The organism is Streptomyces sp. NPDC093225 (assembly GCF_044753805.1).
Lineage (GTDB): Bacteria > Actinomycetota > Actinomycetes > Streptomycetales > Streptomycetaceae > Streptomyces.
The window spans coordinates 29,949-48,346 of sequence record NZ_JBIVNX010000028.1 but is presented as its reverse complement, the minus strand read 5'-3'; the positions used below and the strand labels follow the sequence as shown (position 1 = coordinate 48,346).

General features: G+C 74.3%; 14 protein-coding genes. 8 read left to right on the top strand and 6 right to left on the bottom strand.

The window, feature by feature from the left end; all coding sequences use genetic code 11:
• Position 1: 1 nt before the first annotated feature.
• Positions 2-775: an SDR family NAD(P)-dependent oxidoreductase gene (locus ACIQCH_RS24060; protein WP_402583994.1), complete on the bottom strand. Its 774-nt coding sequence runs from the start codon at positions 773-775 to the stop codon at positions 2-4.
• A 58-nt stretch (positions 776-833) separates the two neighbouring features.
• A complete protein-coding gene (locus ACIQCH_RS24055) occupies positions 834-1,505 on the bottom strand; it encodes an MOSC domain-containing protein (RefSeq protein WP_402583992.1) in 672 nt (223 codons plus the stop codon).
• Positions 1,506-1,586: 81 nt separating this feature from the next.
• Between ACIQCH_RS24055 and ACIQCH_RS24050 the strand changes: the two genes are divergently transcribed.
• Positions 1,587-2,489, top strand: a complete 903-nt coding sequence (locus ACIQCH_RS24050; RefSeq protein WP_402583990.1) for a LysR family transcriptional regulator — start codon at positions 1,587-1,589, stop codon at positions 2,487-2,489.
• A gap of 123 nt (positions 2,490-2,612) precedes the next feature.
• Here the strand turns inward: ACIQCH_RS24050 and ACIQCH_RS24045 are convergent, their stop codons facing one another.
• Positions 2,613-2,936, bottom strand: a complete 324-nt coding sequence (locus tag ACIQCH_RS24045) for a WhiB family transcriptional regulator (RefSeq protein WP_030202916.1) — start codon at positions 2,934-2,936, stop codon at positions 2,613-2,615.
• A gap of 379 nt (positions 2,937-3,315) precedes the next feature.
• Here ACIQCH_RS24045 and ACIQCH_RS24040 point away from each other — a divergent pair, with 379 nt between their 5' ends.
• The 4 genes from ACIQCH_RS24040 to ACIQCH_RS24025 all read left to right on the top strand — a co-directional run bounded on the left by ACIQCH_RS24040 (position 3,316) and on the right by ACIQCH_RS24025 (position 7,890).
• Positions 3,316-3,927 (top strand): response regulator transcription factor, encoded by a 612-nt coding sequence (locus ACIQCH_RS24040; RefSeq protein WP_003948568.1) that lies wholly within the window; start codon positions 3,316-3,318, stop codon positions 3,925-3,927.
• Positions 3,928-4,238: 311 nt separating this feature from the next.
• Positions 4,239-4,868 carry a sigma-70 family RNA polymerase sigma factor gene (locus ACIQCH_RS24035; RefSeq protein ID WP_402583988.1) on the top strand — a complete coding sequence of 210 codons (630 nt, stop codon included), beginning with the start codon at positions 4,239-4,241 and terminating at the stop codon, positions 4,866-4,868.
• A 241-nt stretch (positions 4,869-5,109) separates the two neighbouring features.
• Positions 5,110-6,615: an IMP dehydrogenase gene (gene guaB / locus ACIQCH_RS24030; RefSeq protein ID WP_402583986.1), complete on the top strand. Its 1,506-nt coding sequence runs from the start codon at positions 5,110-5,112 to the stop codon at positions 6,613-6,615.
• Positions 6,616-6,765: 150 nt separating this feature from the next.
• Positions 6,766-7,890 carry a GuaB3 family IMP dehydrogenase-related protein gene (locus ACIQCH_RS24025; RefSeq protein WP_402583984.1) on the top strand — a complete coding sequence of 375 codons (1,125 nt, stop codon included), beginning with the start codon at positions 6,766-6,768 and terminating at the stop codon, positions 7,888-7,890.
• Between the two features lie 166 nt (positions 7,891-8,056).
• On the opposite strand, the gene ACIQCH_RS24020 is transcribed toward ACIQCH_RS24025, so the two are convergent.
• From ACIQCH_RS24020 to ACIQCH_RS24010, 3 genes are read right to left on the bottom strand one after another with little or no spacing between them, the layout of a single operon-like run.
• On the bottom strand, positions 8,057-8,374 hold the full coding sequence (locus ACIQCH_RS24020; protein WP_402583982.1) for a type II toxin-antitoxin system PemK/MazF family toxin: 318 nt from the start codon (positions 8,372-8,374) through the stop codon (positions 8,057-8,059).
• Complete coding sequence (locus ACIQCH_RS24015; RefSeq protein WP_402583980.1) at positions 8,371-8,571, bottom strand: hypothetical protein; 201 nt, start codon at positions 8,569-8,571, stop codon at positions 8,371-8,373. The genes ACIQCH_RS24020 and ACIQCH_RS24015 overlap by 4 nt, the downstream gene beginning before the upstream one ends.
• Positions 8,572-8,631: 60 nt before the next feature.
• Positions 8,632-9,861: a nucleotide sugar dehydrogenase gene (locus tag ACIQCH_RS24010; protein ID WP_402583978.1), complete on the bottom strand. Its 1,230-nt coding sequence runs from the start codon at positions 9,859-9,861 to the stop codon at positions 8,632-8,634.
• 262 nt (positions 9,862-10,123) lie between these two features.
• Here ACIQCH_RS24010 and ACIQCH_RS24005 point away from each other — a divergent pair, with 262 nt between their 5' ends.
• The 3 genes from ACIQCH_RS24005 to ACIQCH_RS23995 all read left to right on the top strand — a co-directional run bounded on the left by ACIQCH_RS24005 (position 10,124) and on the right by ACIQCH_RS23995 (position 18,354).
• Entirely contained in the window at positions 10,124-11,830 is a 1,707-nt protein-coding gene (locus ACIQCH_RS24005) for a glycerol-3-phosphate dehydrogenase/oxidase (protein WP_402583976.1), read from the top strand.
• Between the two features lie 307 nt (positions 11,831-12,137).
• Positions 12,138-14,768: a serine/threonine-protein kinase gene (locus tag ACIQCH_RS24000; RefSeq protein ID WP_402583974.1), complete on the top strand. Its 2,631-nt coding sequence runs from the start codon at positions 12,138-12,140 to the stop codon at positions 14,766-14,768.
• A gap of 169 nt (positions 14,769-14,937) precedes the next feature.
• Entirely contained in the window at positions 14,938-18,354 is a 3,417-nt protein-coding gene (locus ACIQCH_RS23995; protein ID WP_402583973.1) for a protein kinase, read from the top strand.
• The last annotated feature ends 44 nt before the right edge of the window (positions 18,355-18,398 follow it).

The window sequence follows — 18,398 nt, the reverse complement described above, 5'->3', positions numbered from 1 at the left end:
GCTACTGGGGCCCGTACTTGCGGCCCGTCCGCGACGACACGCCGCCCAGCACGCCGCGCGGCATCATCTTCACGACGCCCATCAGGGCCTTGTAGCGGGGGTCCGGCACGGAGACCGTACGGCCCCGGGCCAGGTCGTCCAGGGCGGCCCCGACCAGCTTGTCCGCGTCCAACCACATCCAGTTCGGGATGTTGTCGGTGCCCATCCCGGCCCGCTCGTGGAACTCGGTCCGCACGAAGCCGGGGCACAGCGCCATCATCCGCACGCCCGAGCCGGCCAGGTCCTTGGCCGCGCCCTGGGTGAACTGCACGACCCACGCCTTGCTCGCCCCGTACGTACCGCGCGGTAGGAACGCCGCCACCGAGGCGACGTTGACGATCCCGCCGCGCCCGCGCGAGCGCATGGACTCCGCGGCCGCCGAGGTCAGCCGCAGCACCGCCTCGACGTGCACCTTGAGCATGGTCAGCTCGTCGGCCATGGGCACGTCGAGGTACCGCCCCTTGTTGCCGAACCCGGCGTTGTTGACCAGCAGGTCGACCGGGTCCCGACGGTCGCCCAGCCGCTCCTCGACCGCCGTGATGCCCTCCTCCGTCGACAGGTCGGCGGTCAGCACCTCCGCCTCGATGCCGTGCCGGTCGTGCAGCTCGGTGGCCTGTTCGCGCAGCCGCCCGGTGTCGCGGGCCACGAGCACGAGGTTGTGTCCCTGGGCGGCCAGCTTGCGCGCGAAGGCGGCACCGATGCCCGCCGTGGATCCGGTGATCAGAGCAGTCGTCATACGCGCAACCTAGCCGCCGCGGGTTTCGTCCCGCGTCCGTGTCCCCGCCGCGGGTCCGTCAGGCGTCGCCGTACGCGTTCGCGTAGGCCTGCGCCTTGGCCCGGTCCTGCGGATCCATCGCGTCCCCGGCGGCCAGGGTGCGCGGCAGGAGCGACCGCTCGGTGGTGAAGGCGCGGAACCAGAAGGCCACCGTGACCTCGTGGTCCGGGCGGTGCACGATCTCGACCGGGTCGCCGGGGGAGACCTCGCCGGGCTCCACCACCCGCAGGTACGCCCCCGGCCGGAGCTCCCGGGTGAACCTGCGGACCCACCCCTTCTCGTCCAGGTGTCCGGCGAACGTGCGGCACGGGATGCGCGCCGAGGCCACCTCCAGGACCAGGTCCCGGCCCACCCGCCAGCGCTCGCCGAGCCGCGCGCCGTTGACGTCGATCCCCGTGGTGGTGAGGTTCTCGCCGAAGATCCCGCCCGGCAGCTCGCGCCCCAGCTCGCGCTCCCAGTGGTCGAGGTCCTCGCGCGCGTACGCGTAGACCGCCTGGTGGTCGCCCCCGTGGTGGCGGAGGTCGCCGACGGAGTCGCCGGCGAGGCCGCTGCCCGCGACGCCCTTGGGGCCCGGGGCGGTGACCTTCACCGGGCCGGCGACGGGCTGCTTGCCGATGCCGGTCCAGCCGTCGGGCGCGTCCGTGTACGGGACGGGGACGGGGCGGCCGAGGTTCACGGAGATGAGCTGCATGGCAGTAACGCTAGCCCAGCACTCCCAAAGCGGGCTCGGGAATATTGGCTTGCGACTCAAAGCAGGGCTTATGCTCGAGGGGTGATCGAGGCACGTCATCTGAGAGTCCTGCGCGCGGTGGCCGCGACCGGATCCTTCTCCGCCGCGGCCCGCGAGCTGGGCTGCACGCAGCCCGCCGTGAGCCAGCAGATGAAGGCGCTGGAGCAGTCCGCCGGCACCCCGTTGCTGATCCGCACCGGCCGCGAGATGCGGCTGACCCAGGCGGGCGAGGCGCTGGTCCGGCACGCCGCCGGCATCCTGGCCGGGCTCACCGCGGCCGAGGAGGAGGTGGCCGCCATCGCCGGGCTGCGCGCCGGGCGGGTGCGGCTGGTGTCCTTCCCCAGCGGCAGTTCGACGCTGGTGCCCACCGCGCTCGCGGCGATGCGGGAGGCGAACCCGGGCACGCGCGTCTCGCTGGTGGAGGCGGAGCCGCCGCGCTCGGTGGAGATGCTGCGCGAGGGCGACTGCGACGTGGCGCTGGCCTTCCGCTACACCGGCGCGGGCGGCGGCGACCCGGCGGAGTGGGCGGACCTGGTGGTGCGGCCGCTGCTCACCGACCGGCTGATCGGGCTGGTCCCCGAGGGCCACCGGCTGGCCGAGGCGGAGAAGGTGGAGATGGCGGAGCTCGCCGGGGAGCCGTGGATCGCGGGTTGCCCGCGCTGCCGCCGGCACCTGGTGGAGGTGTGCGAGGCGGCCGGGTTCACCCCGCGCATCGACTTCGCCACCGACGACTACCCGGCCGTGGTCGGCCTCGTCGGGGCCGGGCTGGGCGTGGCGGTGCTGCCGCAGCTCGCCGTGGAGTCCGTACGGACCAAGGCGGCGCGCACCGTCACCGTGGAGCCGGCCGTCGAGCGCGAGGTGGTGGCGCTGACGCTGCCGGACCTCGCGCGCGTGCCCGCGGTGGCGGCCACGCTCGACCAGCTGGAGCGGGCCGCGGCACGCTGACCGGCCTGCCGGGCGCGCCGCACGCCGTCGGGCGTGCGGCGGCCCGTGGGACACGCCCGGGCGGGGTCGTGTCCCCAATGAGTTGAGGAAACGTTACTCCCAGTGCCCTTCGCACACTGGTGTTCAGTGCGCGGCAGTGCCGCCCACGCCGGAGGCGGAGATGAGGCGGTGGCGGGCGCGACCCATGAGCTCCTCGCGCTCGTCCTCGGTCAGGCCGCCCCACACGCCGTAGGGCTCGCGTACGGCCAGGGCGTGCGCGGCGCACTCCGAACGCACCGGGCACCGCATGCAGACCTCTTTAGCCGAGGCCTCGCGCGCGCTCCGGGCCGCGCCCCGCTCGCCCTCCGGGTGGAAGAAGAGGGAGCTGTCGACTCCCCGGCAGGCGGCCAGCAGCTGCCAGTCCCAGAGGTCGGCGTTCGGTCCGGGGAGGCGGGAGAAATCTGCCATTGCTAGTCCTCTTCAAGCCGGTACTGAAGCGGATACGGTCCGTGTCTCCACATCTACTATCCGAGTAGATGTAAATATGACTCATTGGGAATCTAGCCTCAGACACGTGCCAGATGGAAGGAAAGCCGCCAAATAGGGCATAGCTCCAGACGGAGGACAGTTGGCTTGTGGCTCCAGCGCTGTGTTCGCTTCCTCACGTAGAGTGCCGAAGGTGTCCGTCCGACCCGTAACTCTTTCGAGTGACCATCGTTGAGAGAGCGAAGGCGGTTGAAAGAACAAGTTCCCGGACAGGTGTCCGAGAGCATCGACCGCACAGGTGACGATACGTACCAGCCTGGAGGCTCAAGGTGACGCGCATCAGCAGCTGCGGAGGGCGGTCATGACTTCCGTCCTCGTCTGCGACGACTCCCCGCTTGCCCGAGAGGCGCTCCGTCGCGCGGTTGCCACCGTGCCCGGCGTCGAGCGTGTGACGACGGCCGCCAACGGCGAGGAAGTCCTCCGCCGCTGGGGTGCCGACCGCTCCGACCTGATTCTTATGGACGTACGGATGCCGGGTCTCGGCGGCGTGGAGACCGTGCGCCGACTGCTCTCGGCCGACCCCGGCGCCCGCATCATCATGCTCACGGTGGCCGAGGACCTCGACGGGGTCGCCCTCGCGGTCGCCGCCGGCGCCCGCGGCTACCTCCACAAGGACGCCTCGCGCGCCGAGCTGCGGGCCACCGTGACGCAGGCGCTGGCCGACCCGACCTGGCGGCTCGCCCCCCGGCGCCTGCGCTCGGCCGAGATGGGCGCCGCGCCCACCCTCACCGCGCGCGAGATCCAGGTGCTGGAGGGCATGAGTCACGGCCGCTCCAACGCGGAGATCGGCCGTGAGCTGTTCCTCTCCGAGGACACCGTCAAGACGCACGCGCGCCGGCTCTTCAAGAAGCTCGGCGCCTCCGACCGGGCGCACGCCGTGGCGCTCGGGTTCCGCTGGGGACTGGTCCGCTGACCGTCCGGGTGCCGGTCCACCGACGGGTCCGCCGTATCCGAACCTGACCACAGCCCCCTCGACTCGGCCGGATCCGGTGTGCGCGAGGGGGTTGGCGGGGCAGAATCCGGGGGACGTGTCGCTTCGTGCGCGATGCCGCATCCTTGAAGGTGTGCCGCATTCTGGAGATGTGGCGGTTCCTCGGGGACTATTCGGCCGAGCGGGAGGGGAGGGCGACGACGATGACTTCCGGCGCGCCCGCTCATAACGCTTCGATGCACAACCCGGCCCGTGGTGCGGCATCACCTGCCGCGGCGGGGCACCATGGACCGATGCGCGACGACGAGGCCCTGGGGTCCCCCACGGCCACCGGCCCTGCGGGGCCCTCGAAGGACGGCGGCCAGGGAGCCGTCGGCGCGCTGGTACGCCGGGCCGTCGAGGGCGACGAGCAGGCCACGCACGACCTGCTCGCCCACGTCCACCCGCTCGCGCTGCGCTACTGCCGCACCCGCCTCTCCCGGCTGCCGGGGGACGCGCGGCACTTCGTCGAGGACCTCGCACAGGAGGTCTGCGTCGCCGTCCTGATGGCCCTGCCGCGCTACCGGGACACCGGGCGCCCCTTCGAGGCCTTCGTCTTCGCCATCGCCGCGCACAAGGTCGCCGACCTCCAGCGCGCGGCGATGCGCCATCCGGGCAGCACGGCCGTACCGAGCGACGAGATGCCCGAGCGGCCGGACGACTCGCTCGGTCCGGAGGAGCGGGCGCTGCTGAGCAGCGACGCCGCCTGGGCCCGCAAGCTCCTCGCCAACCTGCCCGAGACCCAGCGCGAACTGCTGGTGCTCCGGGTGGCCGTCGGGCTCACCGCCGAGGAGACCGGGCAGATGCTGGGGATGTCCCCGGGTGCGGTGAGGGTGGCGCAGCACCGCGCGCTCAGCCGGCTCCGCGCGCTCGCCGAGCAGTGACGGGCATCCGCCGGACCCTCCCGCCCGCGTGTCGGGCCGTTCCGCTCGACCCTCGGGCCGTTCCGCGGGATTTCCGGGCCGCGACGTGTTCGTCGAACAGCAATTCCGTTTGCGGTAATTCTTACGTTCAAACTTGTAGCAAGGTACGAAAATCGCGGTCGATCTTCATCGTGGAATGAGACGCGTCGCGATCCCGTTAGCATGGACATCCGCGCTGAGCAAGACCATCTGGGAAGGTGTCATGACTGTCAACGTCGACGGAGTGCCCGACAAATTTGCCTCGCTCGGGCTGACCTACGACGACGTGCTGCTGCTTCCCGGCGCGTCCGACATGGCCCCTGATGAGATCGACACCAGCTCCCTGATCTCCCGGAACGTCCGAGTCAACATCCCGCTGCTCTCGGCGGCGATGGACAAGGTCACCGAGGCGCGCATGGCCATCGCCATGGCCCGCCAGGGCGGCGTCGGTGTCCTGCACCGCAACCTTTCGATCGCCGACCAGGCCAACCAGGTCGACCTCGTCAAGCGCTCCGAGTCGGGCATGGTCACCGACCCGATCACGGTCCACCCGGACGCCACCCTCCGCGAGGCCGACGACCTCTGCGCCAAGTTCCGCATCTCCGGCGTGCCGGTCACGGACCCCGCGGGCAAGCTGCTCGGCATCGTCACCAACCGCGACATGGCCTTCGAGTCCGACCGCAGCCGTCAGGTGCGCGAGGTCATGACCCCGATGCCGCTGGTCACCGGCAAGGTCGGCATCTCCGGCGTGGACGCCATGGAGCTGCTGCGCCGCCACAAGATCGAGAAGCTGCCGCTGGTCGACGACGCGGGCATCCTCAAGGGCCTCATCACCGTCAAGGACTTCGTCAAGGCGGAGAAGTACCCGAACGCCGCCAAGGACAAGGACGGCCGCCTGCTGGTCGGCGCCGCGGTCGGCGTCGCCGGTGACGCGTACGAGCGCGCCCAGGCGCTCATCGAGGCCGGCGCCGACTTCATCGTGGTCGACACCGCGCACGGCCACTCCCGCCTGGTCGGCGACATGGTCGCCAAGATCAAGTCGAACTCCTCGGTCGACGTCATCGGCGGCAACGTCGCCACCCGCGACGGCGCCCAGGCGCTGATCGACTCGGGTGTGGACGGCATCAAGGTCGGCGTGGGCCCGGGCTCCATCTGCACCACCCGCGTGGTCGCCGGCATCGGCGTCCCGCAGGTCACCGCGATCTACGAGGCCTCGCTGGCCGCCAAGGCCGCGGGCGTCCCGGTCATCGGCGACGGCGGCCTGCAGTACTCCGGCGACATCGCCAAGGCCCTGGTCGCCGGCGCGGACACGGTCATGCTGGGCTCGCTGCTGGCCGGCTGCGAGGAGTCCCCGGGCGAGCTGCTCTTCATCAACGGCAAGCAGTTCAAGTCCTACCGCGGCATGGGCTCCCTGGGCGCCATGCAGACCCGCGGCGACCGCAAGTCGTTCTCCAAGGACCGCTACTTCCAGGAGGGCGTCGGCGGCGACGACAAGCTGATCCCCGAGGGCATCGAAGGCCAGGTGCCCTACCGCGGCCCGCTGTCCGCGGTGGTCCACCAGCTCGTGGGCGGCCTGCGCCAGTCGATGTTCTACGTCGGCGGCCGCACGGTTCCGGAGCTGCAGGACCGCGGCCGGTTCGTCCGGATCACCTCGGCGGGCCTCAAGGAGAGCCACCCGCACGACATCCAGATGACCGTCGAGGCGCCGAACTACTCCCGCAAGGGCTGAGCACGGCACCGAGAACGACCGCGAGGGGCGGGTCCGCACGGGCGGGCCCGCCCCTTCGCCGTGCGTCCGTACAGCGGTCACGGGAACGCGGCCGTCCGCCCTTCGGGGATACTGGACGGGCAGTAGCCGAGTAGGGAAAGGCCACCACACGTGACTGAGATCGAGATCGGGCGCGGCAAGCGCGGCCGCCGGGCGTACGCGTTCGACGACATCGCCATCGTCCCGAGCCGCCGGACGCGGGACCCGAAGGAGGTCTCGATCGCCTGGCAGATCGACGCCTACCGCTTCGAGCTGCCCTTCCTGGCCGCCCCCATGGACTCCGTCGTCTCCCCGCAGACGGCCATCCGCATCGGCGAGCTGGGCGGCCTCGGCGTCCTGAACCTCGAGGGCCTGTGGACCCGGTACGAGGACCCGCAGCCGCTGCTCGACGAGATCGCCGAGCTGTCGGAGGAGGCCGCCACCCGCCGCCTCCAGGAGATCTACGCCGCCCCGATCCAGGCCGACCTCATCGGCCAGCGGATCAAGGAGGTGCGCGACTCCGGCGTCGTCACCGCCGCCGCGCTCTCCCCGCAGCGCACCGCGCAGTTCTCCAAGGCCGTCGTGGACGCCGGCGTGGACATCTTCGTCATCCGCGGCACCACCGTCTCGGCCGAGCACGTCTCCTCCGCCGCCGAGCCGCTGAACCTGAAGCAGTTCATCTACGAGCTCGACGTGCCGGTGATCGTCGGCGGCTGCGCCACCTACACCGCGGCCCTGCACCTGATGCGCACCGGCGCCGCGGGCGTCCTGGTGGGCTTCGGCGGCGGCGCCGCGCACACCACGCGCAACGTGCTGGGCATCCAGGTCCCGATGGCCACCGCCGTCGCGGACGTGGCCGCCGCCCGCCGCGACTACATGGACGAGTCCGGCGGCCGGTACGTGCACGTCATCGCCGACGGCGGCGTGGGCTGGTCCGGCGACCTGCCCAAGGCCATCGCCTGCGGCGCCGACGCCGTCATGATGGGCTCCCCGCTGGCCCGCGCCACCGACGCGCCCGGCCGCGGCCACCACTGGGGCATGGAGGCCGTCCACGAGGACGTCCCGCGCGGCAAGAAGGTCCACCTCGGCACGGTCGGCACCACCGAGGAGATCCTCACCGGTCCGTCCCACACCCCCGACGGCTCGATGAACCTCTTCGGCGCCCTGCGCCGCTCGATGGCCACCACCGGCTACAGCGAGCTGAAGGAGTTCCAGCGCGTCGAGGTCACGGTCGCCGACTCCCAGCACCGCCGCTGACCCCCGCGCGTACGGACCCCGTACGCACCGAAGGCCCGGCTCCCGCGCGATCGCGGGGGCCGGGCCTTCGGCGTACCGGGCTGTGGCACCGGCCCTGGGCCGGCGCAGGCCGGCGGGCCGGGTCGGCGGGCGGACTTCCGCGTGGTGCGGGCTCCGGTCGAGTGGCTCACAGCCCCAGGTAGAGGGCGACCGCCCGCTCGACCGCGGCCAGTTCGTCGTGGTCGAGGTAGTGGACGGGATCCCCGTGGATGAAGGTGACGTCGATCGTTCGGATCTGATCGACGAGGAAGCGGGTGAGCGCCCCGTCGATCTCCGCCTCGGGGCGGAACTGTGCGGGCTGGGCGCTCGTCGACGTGGGGATGATCGTCGCGACGCTCCACGGCATGCCGCTGGGGCTGAGGACCAGTCCGTAGCGGCGGCCGCGCTGTTCGTGGCCCGGTTTGGCGTCCCCGAGGTCGACCCGGTACACCGCGCCGCGGATCACCAGGCGTCCGCCTCGCCGCAGAGGTCTTCGTCCGCGAGTCGCTCGGCGTCCTCGCGGGCCTTGGAGAGCCAGGCTTCGCGCTCCAGCAGGCGCAGGGCGCGGCGGATCACGTCGCTGGTCCGCTCGCCCTCGCGCATGGCGGTGGCGATGATGCGCTCGTCCTCTTCGGTCGGCCGGAACCCTATGGTCGTCACCATGCCTCCACCGTAGGGTTCTGCTCAACTTCTGTGCAACAAATGTTGCACAGAAGTGCTCGGTCAGAGGCGGTGTGCGGAGCCGGCCGGGGTGGCGCCGCGGGTGTCGAGGAGCAGCTGGGCCTTGACCGCGAGGCCTTGCAGGTCGTACGTGCGGTGGTGCTGGAGCAGGATCGTCAGGTCGGCGTTGGCGGCGGCCTCGTAGAGGGAGTCGGCCTTGGGGACCGGCCGGTCCCGGACCCGCCAGCCGGCCACGTACGGGTCGTGGTAGCTGATCAGCGCGCCGAGGTCGAGCAGCCGGGAGGCGATCTCGCGGGCCGGGGCGCCCTCCTGGTCGGCGAGGTCGGGCTTGTAGGTGACGCCCAGCAGCAGGATGCGGGCGCCGCGGGCGGACTTGCCGTGCTCGTTCAGCAGGGTGGTGCAGCGCTGGACGACGTAATGCGGCATGCGGCCGTTGACCTCCTGCGCCAGGCCCGCCATGCGCAGCGGGGGCCCGGGGGTGCGGGTGGGCAGCGGCAGGTGGCCGGGGTCCACCGCGACGCCGTGGCCGCCGACGCCGGGGCCGGGCCGGAAGGCCTGGAAGCCGTACGGCTTGGTCTCGGCGCAGCGGATGACGTCCCACAGGTCGACGCCGAGGTCGTGGCAGAACACCGCCATCTCGTTGACCAGGGCGATGTTGACGTGCCGGTAGGTGGTCTCCAGCAGGTGCACCGTCTCGGCCTCGCGCAGGCCCCGGGCCCGGACGACCTTGTCGGTGAGCCGGGCGTAGAAGGCCGCGGCGGACTCGGTGCAGGCGGGGGTGAGGCCGCCGATGACCTTGGGGGTGTTGGCGAGGGCGTGGGTGCGGTTGCCCGGGTCGTGGCGGCTGGGGGAGTAGGCGAGGTGGAAGTCCCGGCCGGCGCGCAGCCGCGAGCCGGCCTCCAGGATCGGGCGCAGGTAGTCCTCGGTGGCGCCGGGGTAGGCCGGGGACTCCAGGACGACGGTGGTGTGCGGGCGCAGTCGGGCGGCCAGGGCGCGCGCGGCCTCGCCGACGGCCGACAGGTCGGGGGTGCGGTCGGCGCCGAGGGTGGTGGGCGCGCAGATGACGGCGGTGCGGACGCGGCCGAGTTCGGCCGGATCGGTGGCGACGCGGAAGCCGGCCGCCGACATCCGGCGGATCTCCGCGGCCGTGAGGGAGCTGTCCGTGGCGGGGCCGGTGTCGTATCCGACGGTCTCGATCCCGGCGGCGACGGCGGCCTGGGCGAGCGGCAGGCCGAGGTGGCCGAGGCCGATGACGGCGAGATCTGCGGGCATGGGGGGTGGCCGTCCTTCCCTAACCGGAGGTGGCGGGCCGCGCAAGTCCTGTGGACAGGGCGAGCTGGCGCTATGTCAGACTAGGCGTATATATGACCGATCTGCGGCATTGTGATGTGGTGGCCACCTTTGTGTTGTCCACAGCCGGTGGCCGGCCGGGGGCGGCCCGGTCAGAATCGATGGGGCGGACACGGACGTCACGGACGGACACGGACGTACGGACGTACGGACACGGACGTGGTGCGACCGACGGGAGGCAGCGGTGAGGACAGCGACACTCGGACCCGCCCAGCGCACCGAGGCGCTCGCTCGGATGGCCGAGCGGGAACTCGACGTGCTGGTGGTGGGCGCGGGCGTGGTGGGGGCCGGCACGGCGCTCGACGCGGTCACCAGAGGGCTCTCGACCGGCCTCGTCGAGGCCCGGGACTGGGCCTCGGGCACCTCCAGCCGGTCCAGCAAGCTCATCCACGGCGGCCTGCGCTACCTGGAGATGCTCGACTTCGCGCTGGTCCGCGAGGCACTCAAGGAACGCGGCCTGCTCCTGGAGCGGCTCGCGCCCCACCTGGTCAGGCCCGTGCCGTTCCTGTACCCGCTGCAGCACCGGGGCTGGGAGCGGCTGTACGCGGGCTCCGGCGTGGCGCTGTACGACGCCATGTCCGTCTCCAGCGGGCACGGCCGCGGACTGCCCGTCCACCGGCACCTCACCCGCCACCGCGCCCTGCGGGTGGCCCCCTGCCTGCGCAAGGACGCCCTGGTGGGCGCCCTGCAGTACTACGACGCCCAGATGGACGACGCGCGGTACGTCGCGACGCTCGTGCGCACGGCCGCGGCGTACGGGGCGCTGGCCGCGAACCGGGCGCGGGTGACGGGCTTCCTGCGCGAGGGCGAGCGGGTGGTCGGTGCCCGGGTGCAGGACGTGGAGACCGGTGGCGAGTACGAGATCCGGGCCAAGCAGATCGTCAACGCCACCGGGGTGTGGACGGACGACACCCAGGCGCTGATCGGGGAGCGCGGTCAGTTCCACGTCCGGGCGAGCAAGGGCATCCATCTGGTCGTACCGAAGGACCGGATCCACTCCAGCACCGGGCTGATCCTGCGGACGGAGAAGTCCGTACTGTTCGTCATCCCCTGGGGCCGCCACTGGATCGTGGGCACCACCGACACCGACTGGGACCTCGACAAGGCCCACCCGGCCGCCTCCAGCGCCGACATCGACTACCTCCTGCAGCACGTCAACTCGGTGCTCGCCGTCCCCCTCACGCGGGAAGACGTCCAGGGCGTGTACGCCGGCCTGCGGCCGCTGCTGGCGGGCGAGTCGGACGCGACGAGCAAGCTGTCGCGCGAGCACACGGTCGCCCACCCGGCGCCCGGGCTGGTGGTCATCGCGGGCGGCAAGTACACGACGTACCGGGTGATGGCGAAGGACGCCGTGGACGAGGCGGTGCACGGCCTCGACCAGCGGGTGGCGGCCTGCGTCACCGAGGACGTCCCGCTGGTGGGCGCCGAGGGCTACCGCGCCCTGTGGAACGCCCGGGCCCGGATCGCGGCCCGGGCGGGGCTGCACGTGGCCCGCGTCGAGCATCTCCTCAACCGGTACGGGGCCCTGACGGAGGAACTGCTGGAGATGATCGCCGCTGATCCCGGACTCGCGAAGCCGCTGGGCGGTGCGGACGACTACCTGCGCGCGGAGGTGGTCTACGCGGCCTCGCACGAGGGGGCGCGGCACCTGGACGACGTACTGACCCGGCGGACCCGGATCTCGATCGAGACCTTCGACCGCGGGACGCGCAGCGCGCGGGAGTGCGCGGAGTTGATGGCACCGGTGCTGGGGTGGGACCAGGGGCAGGTCGACCGGGAGGTGGAGCACTACGAGAAGCGGGTGCAGGCGGAGCGGGAGTCGCAGCGTCAGCCGGACGACCAGACGGCCGACGCGGCGCGGCTCGGCGCGCCGGACATCGTCCCCCTGTAGCCCGGAGGGGGCGTCTTACGGTCGGTCAGGAGCGCGTGCCACGGCCGCCCTGCTGCCCGCGTACGGGCACGACTCGGGCCTCCGGGGCCCGGAACGCGGGGCATGGGAGCGCGATGTGACGTGAGGTGAACCAGGGGTAAGGGGTGCGCCACGGGTTGGCGGGAACCGCGGACCCGGGACACCCGTCCGTGCCGGAGTGAGGAACAATAAGGTTCCTGCCGGGGCGGGTTGCCGAGCGCCCCGGAGACCACGCCGGGCCCCGCCGGGGGAGGCCCGGGAGCAGGCGGCACGATCGTTGAGGGGACGCATGTCGAAGCCGGAGCACACTCAGGACTCCCTCGCGGGCGGTGGCGGTTCCGCCGGCGTGGCGCCCGAGGCGAAGCCGGCCCCGACGGAGACCGAACGTGCGGCGAAGCCGGCGTCGGCCGGGCCGGTGCGATTCGCCAAGAGCGAGGCGGTCAGGGCCGAGGCGGCCCGGGCCAAGGCCGAGCCGGTCGAGCCGGCCGCGCCCGCCACGCCCGCCGAGGGCGGGGCCGACGCCGACGCAGCCGCACCGGGCAGGACCGGGGCCGCCGAGGACGTGCCCGCCGGGGCCGAAGCCGCGAAGCCGGAGCCCGCCAAGGCCGAGCCGGCCAAGGCCGAGGCGGCCAAGCCGGAGCCGGCCAAGCCGGAGCCGGCCAAGGCCGAGGCGGTCGCCGCACCCGCGAAGGCGGAGGCCACCCGCGTCGACGCCACGAAGGTCGACGCCACGAAGGACGAGCCGTCCCGGGCCCCGGAGGCCAAGGGCGGCGCGACCGACAAGGCACCGCGCACCGGCCGGGGTTCGTCCGCCGCGGGCACGGCGGCCCGTAAGGCGCGCGAGCGGGGCGAGGGCGACCTCGAAGGGCACCTGCTCGCCGGCCGCTACCGCCTGGAGCGGGTCCTCGGCAAGGGCGGCATGGGCACGGTCTGGCGGGCCGTCGACGAGACCCTCGGCCGCACCGTCGCCATCAAGGAGCTCCGCTTCACCTCCGGCGTCGACGAGGACGAGAAGCGCCGCCTGGTCACCCGTACCCTGCGCGAGGCCAAGGCCATCGCCCGGATCCGCGGTACCGGAGCCGTCACCGTGTTCGACGTCGTCGACGACGACGGCCGCCCGTGGATCGTCATGGAGCTCATCGAGGGCGCCTCGCTCGCCGAAGTCATCCGCGAGAAGGGCACCCTGACGCCCCGCCGGGCCGCCGAGGTCGGACTCGCCGTGCTCGACGTCCTGCGCGCCGCGCACAGCCAGGGCATCCTGCACCGCGACGTGAAGCCCTCCAACGTCCTCATCGCCGACACCGGCCGCGTCGTCCTCACCGACTTCGGCATCGCGCAGGTCGAGGGCGACCCCTCGGTCACCTCCACCGGCATGCTCGTCGGCGCCCCCTCGTACATCTCGCCCGAGCGCGCCCGCGGCCAGAAGCCCGGCCCGCCCGCCGACATGTGGTCGCTGGGCGGCCTGCTCTACGCGGCCGTCGAGGGCACGCCCCCGTACGACAAGGGCTCCGCCCTCGCCACCCTCACCGCCGTGATGACCGAGCAGGTGGACCCGCCCAAGAACGCGGGCCCCCTCACCGACGTCATCTACGGCCTGCTGGTCAAGGACCCCGCGCACCGCCTCGACGACCAGGGCGCCCGCGCGCTGCTGACCGCCGTCGTCGACATGCCCGAGCCCGAGCCGGAGCCGCCGGCGGACGAGACGCGCGTGATCGCGCTGCCGCCCGTACCCGAGCTCGCGGACCTCGGGTCGGTCGCGGCGGCGCCCGCCACCGCGAAGCCCAAGGGGCGGCCGAAGGGCAAGTCCCAGGAGGCGCCCGCGGCCGCCGTCCAGCCGACCGCCAAGGCGAAGGCCAAGGGCAAGGCCAAGGCCAAGGAGCGCCCGCAGGCCGTGCTCGGCGCCGCTGCCGCCGCCGGGACCGGGGCCGCGCCGGCCGTGTCGGGCACCCGGCAGGGCGCGGTGCAGCCGAAGGGCCAGGCCCAGGAGCCGGTCCAGCCCGCGCCCAAGCCGCGGCCGGTGGCCGCGCCGCTCACCGACGTGATGTCCCGCCAGACGATCGGCCTCGCGATCGCCGCGGTGGTCGCCGCCCTGGCGCTCCTCGGCGGTGCGATCGTCTGGGCCATGAGCGGTGACGACGAGCCGCACGACAACAAGAACAACAGCAAGGGCCCGGGCTCGAGCGCCGCCCCCTCGACGGGCGGCACCGGCGGGACCCCCGCGACCGGCAAGCCCGGCACGGCCGCCGGCGGCACCGAGAACGGCACCGGCGGCAAGGGCGCGACCGCGGGCGCGGGCACCGAGCAGAACGACGGCGGCGCCAACGGCACGAACGGCAACGGCGCGAGCGACGGCGGAGCGAACGGCACTGCCGGGGCCAACGGCTCGACGGGCTCCAACGGGTCGAACGGCACGGCCGGCAGCGCCGGTCAGGGCGGCACCGGCCCCGGCACCATCGGCGCCCTGCCCGCCGGCTACGTCATGGTCACCGACGCCCACTTCCACTTCTCCATGGCCATGCCCTCGGACTTCAGGCGCAACGCCATAGCGGGCGACGACTCCGGCGGCATATACAACCGCGACGGCGGCTACCCGCGCGTCCAGGTCGACTACAACAAGAGCCCGAGCGACGACGCCCGGCTCGCCTGGGCCCAGCTCGCCGGAGCCGTGTCCAGCTCCAGCACCGGCTACAAGCTGCTCGGCCTCTCCGAGGTCAAGTACCGGGGCTACCCGACCGTCGCCGACTGGCAGTTCGAGCGCACGGAGAAGGGGCAGCGGGTCCGGGTCCTCAACCGCGGCTTCAAGGTGGACGCCACCCACGGCTACGCCATCATGATCACGTGCCCGGTGGACGGGTGGGACGGCGCGGAGTGCAAGACCCTGCGCGACACCGCGTTCGACACCTTCAAGGTCCGCGACTGACGCCGGGCCCGGCGCGCCCGGGCCGCTGGCCCGTTGCCGGCGGCCCGCCGACCGGCCAACTCCGTGGCCGATAAGGCGGCTGACCTCGCCCGACCCGGCGACGCGCGTGCGTCCCTCGACGTATCGTGAGGGAGCGGTGACGGGGGAACGGCACTAGGGGGTAGGGGTCGTGCAGGAGTACGCGGGCAGGGTGTTGGCCGACCGCTACCGCCTGCCGCTGCCCCCCTCCGACGAGTACGACCTGGTCGAGACCCGTGCCTTCGACACCTACAGCGGCCAGGAAGTCCTGGTCAGGCAGGTGCCGTTGCCCGAGGTGGTGGACGCCGAACTGCTCGACGGCGAGGCGGCCGTCGACGGCCCGCCGCGGACCGGCCACGGGCGGGCCGCCATGCCCGCGCCCCGCGGCGGTCCCGCCGGGGGCGCGACCCGGCGCCCCGTCGACCCCGTCGTGCGGCGGGCGCTGGAGGCGGCGCAGGCCGCCGCCCGGATCCCCGACCACCCGCGGCTGGACCAGGTCTTCGACGTCTTCGCCGAAGGCGGCTCGCTGTGGATAGTGAGCGAACTCGTCGTCGCCCGACCGCTGGCGGCCCTGCTTGCGGACCGGCCGCTGAGCCCGTACCGCGCGGCGGAGGTGGCCGCCGACGTGCTCACCGCGCTGCGCGCGCTGCACGCGCACGGGTGGGTGCACCGGAACATCACGATGCGCACCGTGCTGGTCTGCGAGGACGGCCGGGTGGTCCTCACCGGCCTCGCCGCCGGCGCCGCCGAAGAGGCCCTGTGCGGCTACGACCCGGTCCCGCCCGCCGACCCGGACGGCGCCGCGTACGAGGGCTCCGGACCGGACCCGGGCCCCGCGGTCCCGCCCACGGGTGCGGCGACGACGCCGGCGTCCGGCCCCCGCTCCGCGGACGAGCTCGAGGACGCGTCCTTCGCCACGGGCGGCGGTGGCCGGCCGACCGCGAGCCCGGGCGCGGCCGACGAAGCGGTCCGCCGCGCGGCGGCGACCGGCCGGGCCGGCCGGCCCCCGCTCCCGGCGCCCGCCGACCCGGCGGGTGTGCCGGCGGGCACCGCGCCGCCGTACGCCGAGGCGCCCGCGAGCACGGTCCCGCCCGGCGGCCCCGGAGCCCCGCCCGGCCGGGGCGCGCCGGGGGCGACCCTCGCGGCCCGTCCCGAGCCCGCCGGGGAGCACCCGGCCGGGCACCCGGGTCCGGGGGCGAACCTGCCGGCCGCCCGCGGGACCTCGCCCGACCACCCGGACCCGTCCGGTGCCGCCGCCGCGTACCGGGCGGGCCCGGCCGCGACCGGGGACCTGCCGGCCGCGGAGCGGCCGCCGGTGGCGCCCGGGTACGGGACGCCCGGCGGAGCCGACCTCAAGGCCGCCGCCCGGGCCGGGGCCGTCGCCGCGTACCGGGCCGGGACCCGGGCCGCCGTCACCCAGCACATCGCCGGGACCGAGCCCGTCCGCCCGCAGGGCTCCAACGTGCCCGAGGGGTACGCGTATCCGTACGGCGGCGGTCCGGACGCCGCCCGCCCCCGCACCCCCGGAACCCCGGACGCCCCGGCCCGACCCGCCCTACCGAGCGGCGCCGACGCCCCGCCGGACCCCGCGACCTCCGGCCCGACCGACGCCCTTCCGAGCGCCCCGCCCTCCGCCGCCGCCCTGCCCGCCGCCCCGGCCGGCGACGCCGCGCCGGGTACCGACGGCCGGGCCGCTCCCTGGCACGGGGCCACGCCCCGGAACCGCCCGCCGACCGGCGGCCGGCCGGCACTGCCGGCGCGGCCCTCGCTGCCCGAGGGCTACGCCCCCGCCGTCCCCGACGAGGCGGAGCCGGCCGCGCAGCCTCCGCACCCGCCCCACCCCGCCCCGGGCGCCCCCGCCCCGCAGGGCGGCGGCCCGCGAGCCCCGCACCACCCCGCCCCGCCGGCCGGCGGGCCGCAGGCCGGTGCCTCCCGGACCCCGGTGGTACCCGCTCGGTCCGGATCCGAGCGGCCCACGTCCGCCCCCCGGCCCCCGCAGCAGCCCGCAGGCCCCGTACCGCCGTCCCCGCAAGCCGGTTGGGACCGGCCCGGCGGGACGGCCCGGGCCGGACGCGGCGGGCCCGGCACCCCCTTGGCCGCGGAGCGGGCGCGGCAGACCCGGATCCAGGTCGTCGGTGCCGTCACCGAGCGCTGGGCCCCCGAACAGGCCCACCCCGTCCACGAGAACTGGCAGCTCGCCGCACCCGTCGGCCCGGCCACCGACCTGTGGGCCCTCGGCGCGCTGCTCTACCGCGCCGTCCAGGGCCACGCCCCGTACCCCGAGGACAGCGCCGCCGAACTGGTCGAGATGGTCTGCTCCGAGCCGCCCGCCTTCGCCGAGGAGTGCGGCCCGCTGCGCCCCGTGGTGGAGTCGCTGCTGCGCCAGGACCCCACCGAGCGCCCCGAGTTCGAGGAGCTGCGCGGCTGGCTGCGGTCGCTCGTCCGGTCGGCCCCCGAGCCGGACGGGACCGGCCGGACCCTGCCCGAGCCGCCCCCGGACGCGGCCAAACTGCCCATCGTGCGCCGCCGCGGCGAGCTCGTGCGCCGGCGGCGCGCCGCGCGCGAACGGGCGAAGCGCGAGCAGCAGCAGGCCAAGACCCGGGCCCGGTCCCAGGCCCGGGAGGAGGCCCAGGCCGAGGCCCAGGAGCAGGCCCTGGCCCGGTCCCGGGCCCAGGAGGAGGCACTGGCCCGGGCCGAGGCGGAGGTCCGGACGCACGCCCCACCGCCGTCCTCCGCACGGCACGGCCGGCACCGCCAGCCGCCCCCGCCGAAGGCCAAGCGCCCGTCCCGCCCCGCCGGTTCGAGCCGTCCCGCCGGACCGCGCGCGCCCGCGCGCGCCCCCGGAACGGGCCGGCCGGGCCGGGCGCTGGGCCGGACCCTGCTGCTGGTCGTGCTCGTCGGGCTGGCCGGCTTCGTGGCGTACGCGATGGTGTTCATGCCGAAGGCCGAACCCACCGCCAAGGACATCGAGTCGCCCGGCCCCGCCGGGACCGCAACGGCCCCGTCGACCGCAGCGCCCACCACCCCCGGGCCCGCCGCGTCACCCAAGGCGTCGCCGTCCACGTCCCCCGCGCGCCCCCGGCCGCAGACCAGCACCGCCCCCGCCACGGACGTCGGCCCCGGCTACACCCTCGACCGGGACCGCGAGGGCTTCCAGGTGGCCGTCCCGCAGGGGTGGCAGCGGCGCCCGCTCAACGACGCCGGCCAGGTCCGCTTCTCCGACGGCGACTACGAGCTGATCGTCGTACCGGGCCGTGATCCGGCCCCCGGCGGAGCCGGCGACCCGCTCGGCTACCAGCGCGACAAGGAGCGGGAACTGGAGCCGGTACGGACCAGCAGTTGGAGCACCCAGACCGGGGTCCGCGAGATCACCGTCGGTCAGCGCAAGACGGCCGAGGGGCAGTACACGTGGACCGACGGCAGCGGCCGCTCCGTGTACGTGCGCAACCGGGTCTACGTACTGTCCGGCCGGTATCACATCCTGATGGTCATCGGTCCGGATTCCGGACGCGACAAGGTCACCGAGATCTATGAGCACGCCACTGCCAGTTACAAGTTCGGGCTCTAGCCCCACAGTTCCGTCACAGTGCGGTCTCACCGGGCCCTCGCGGT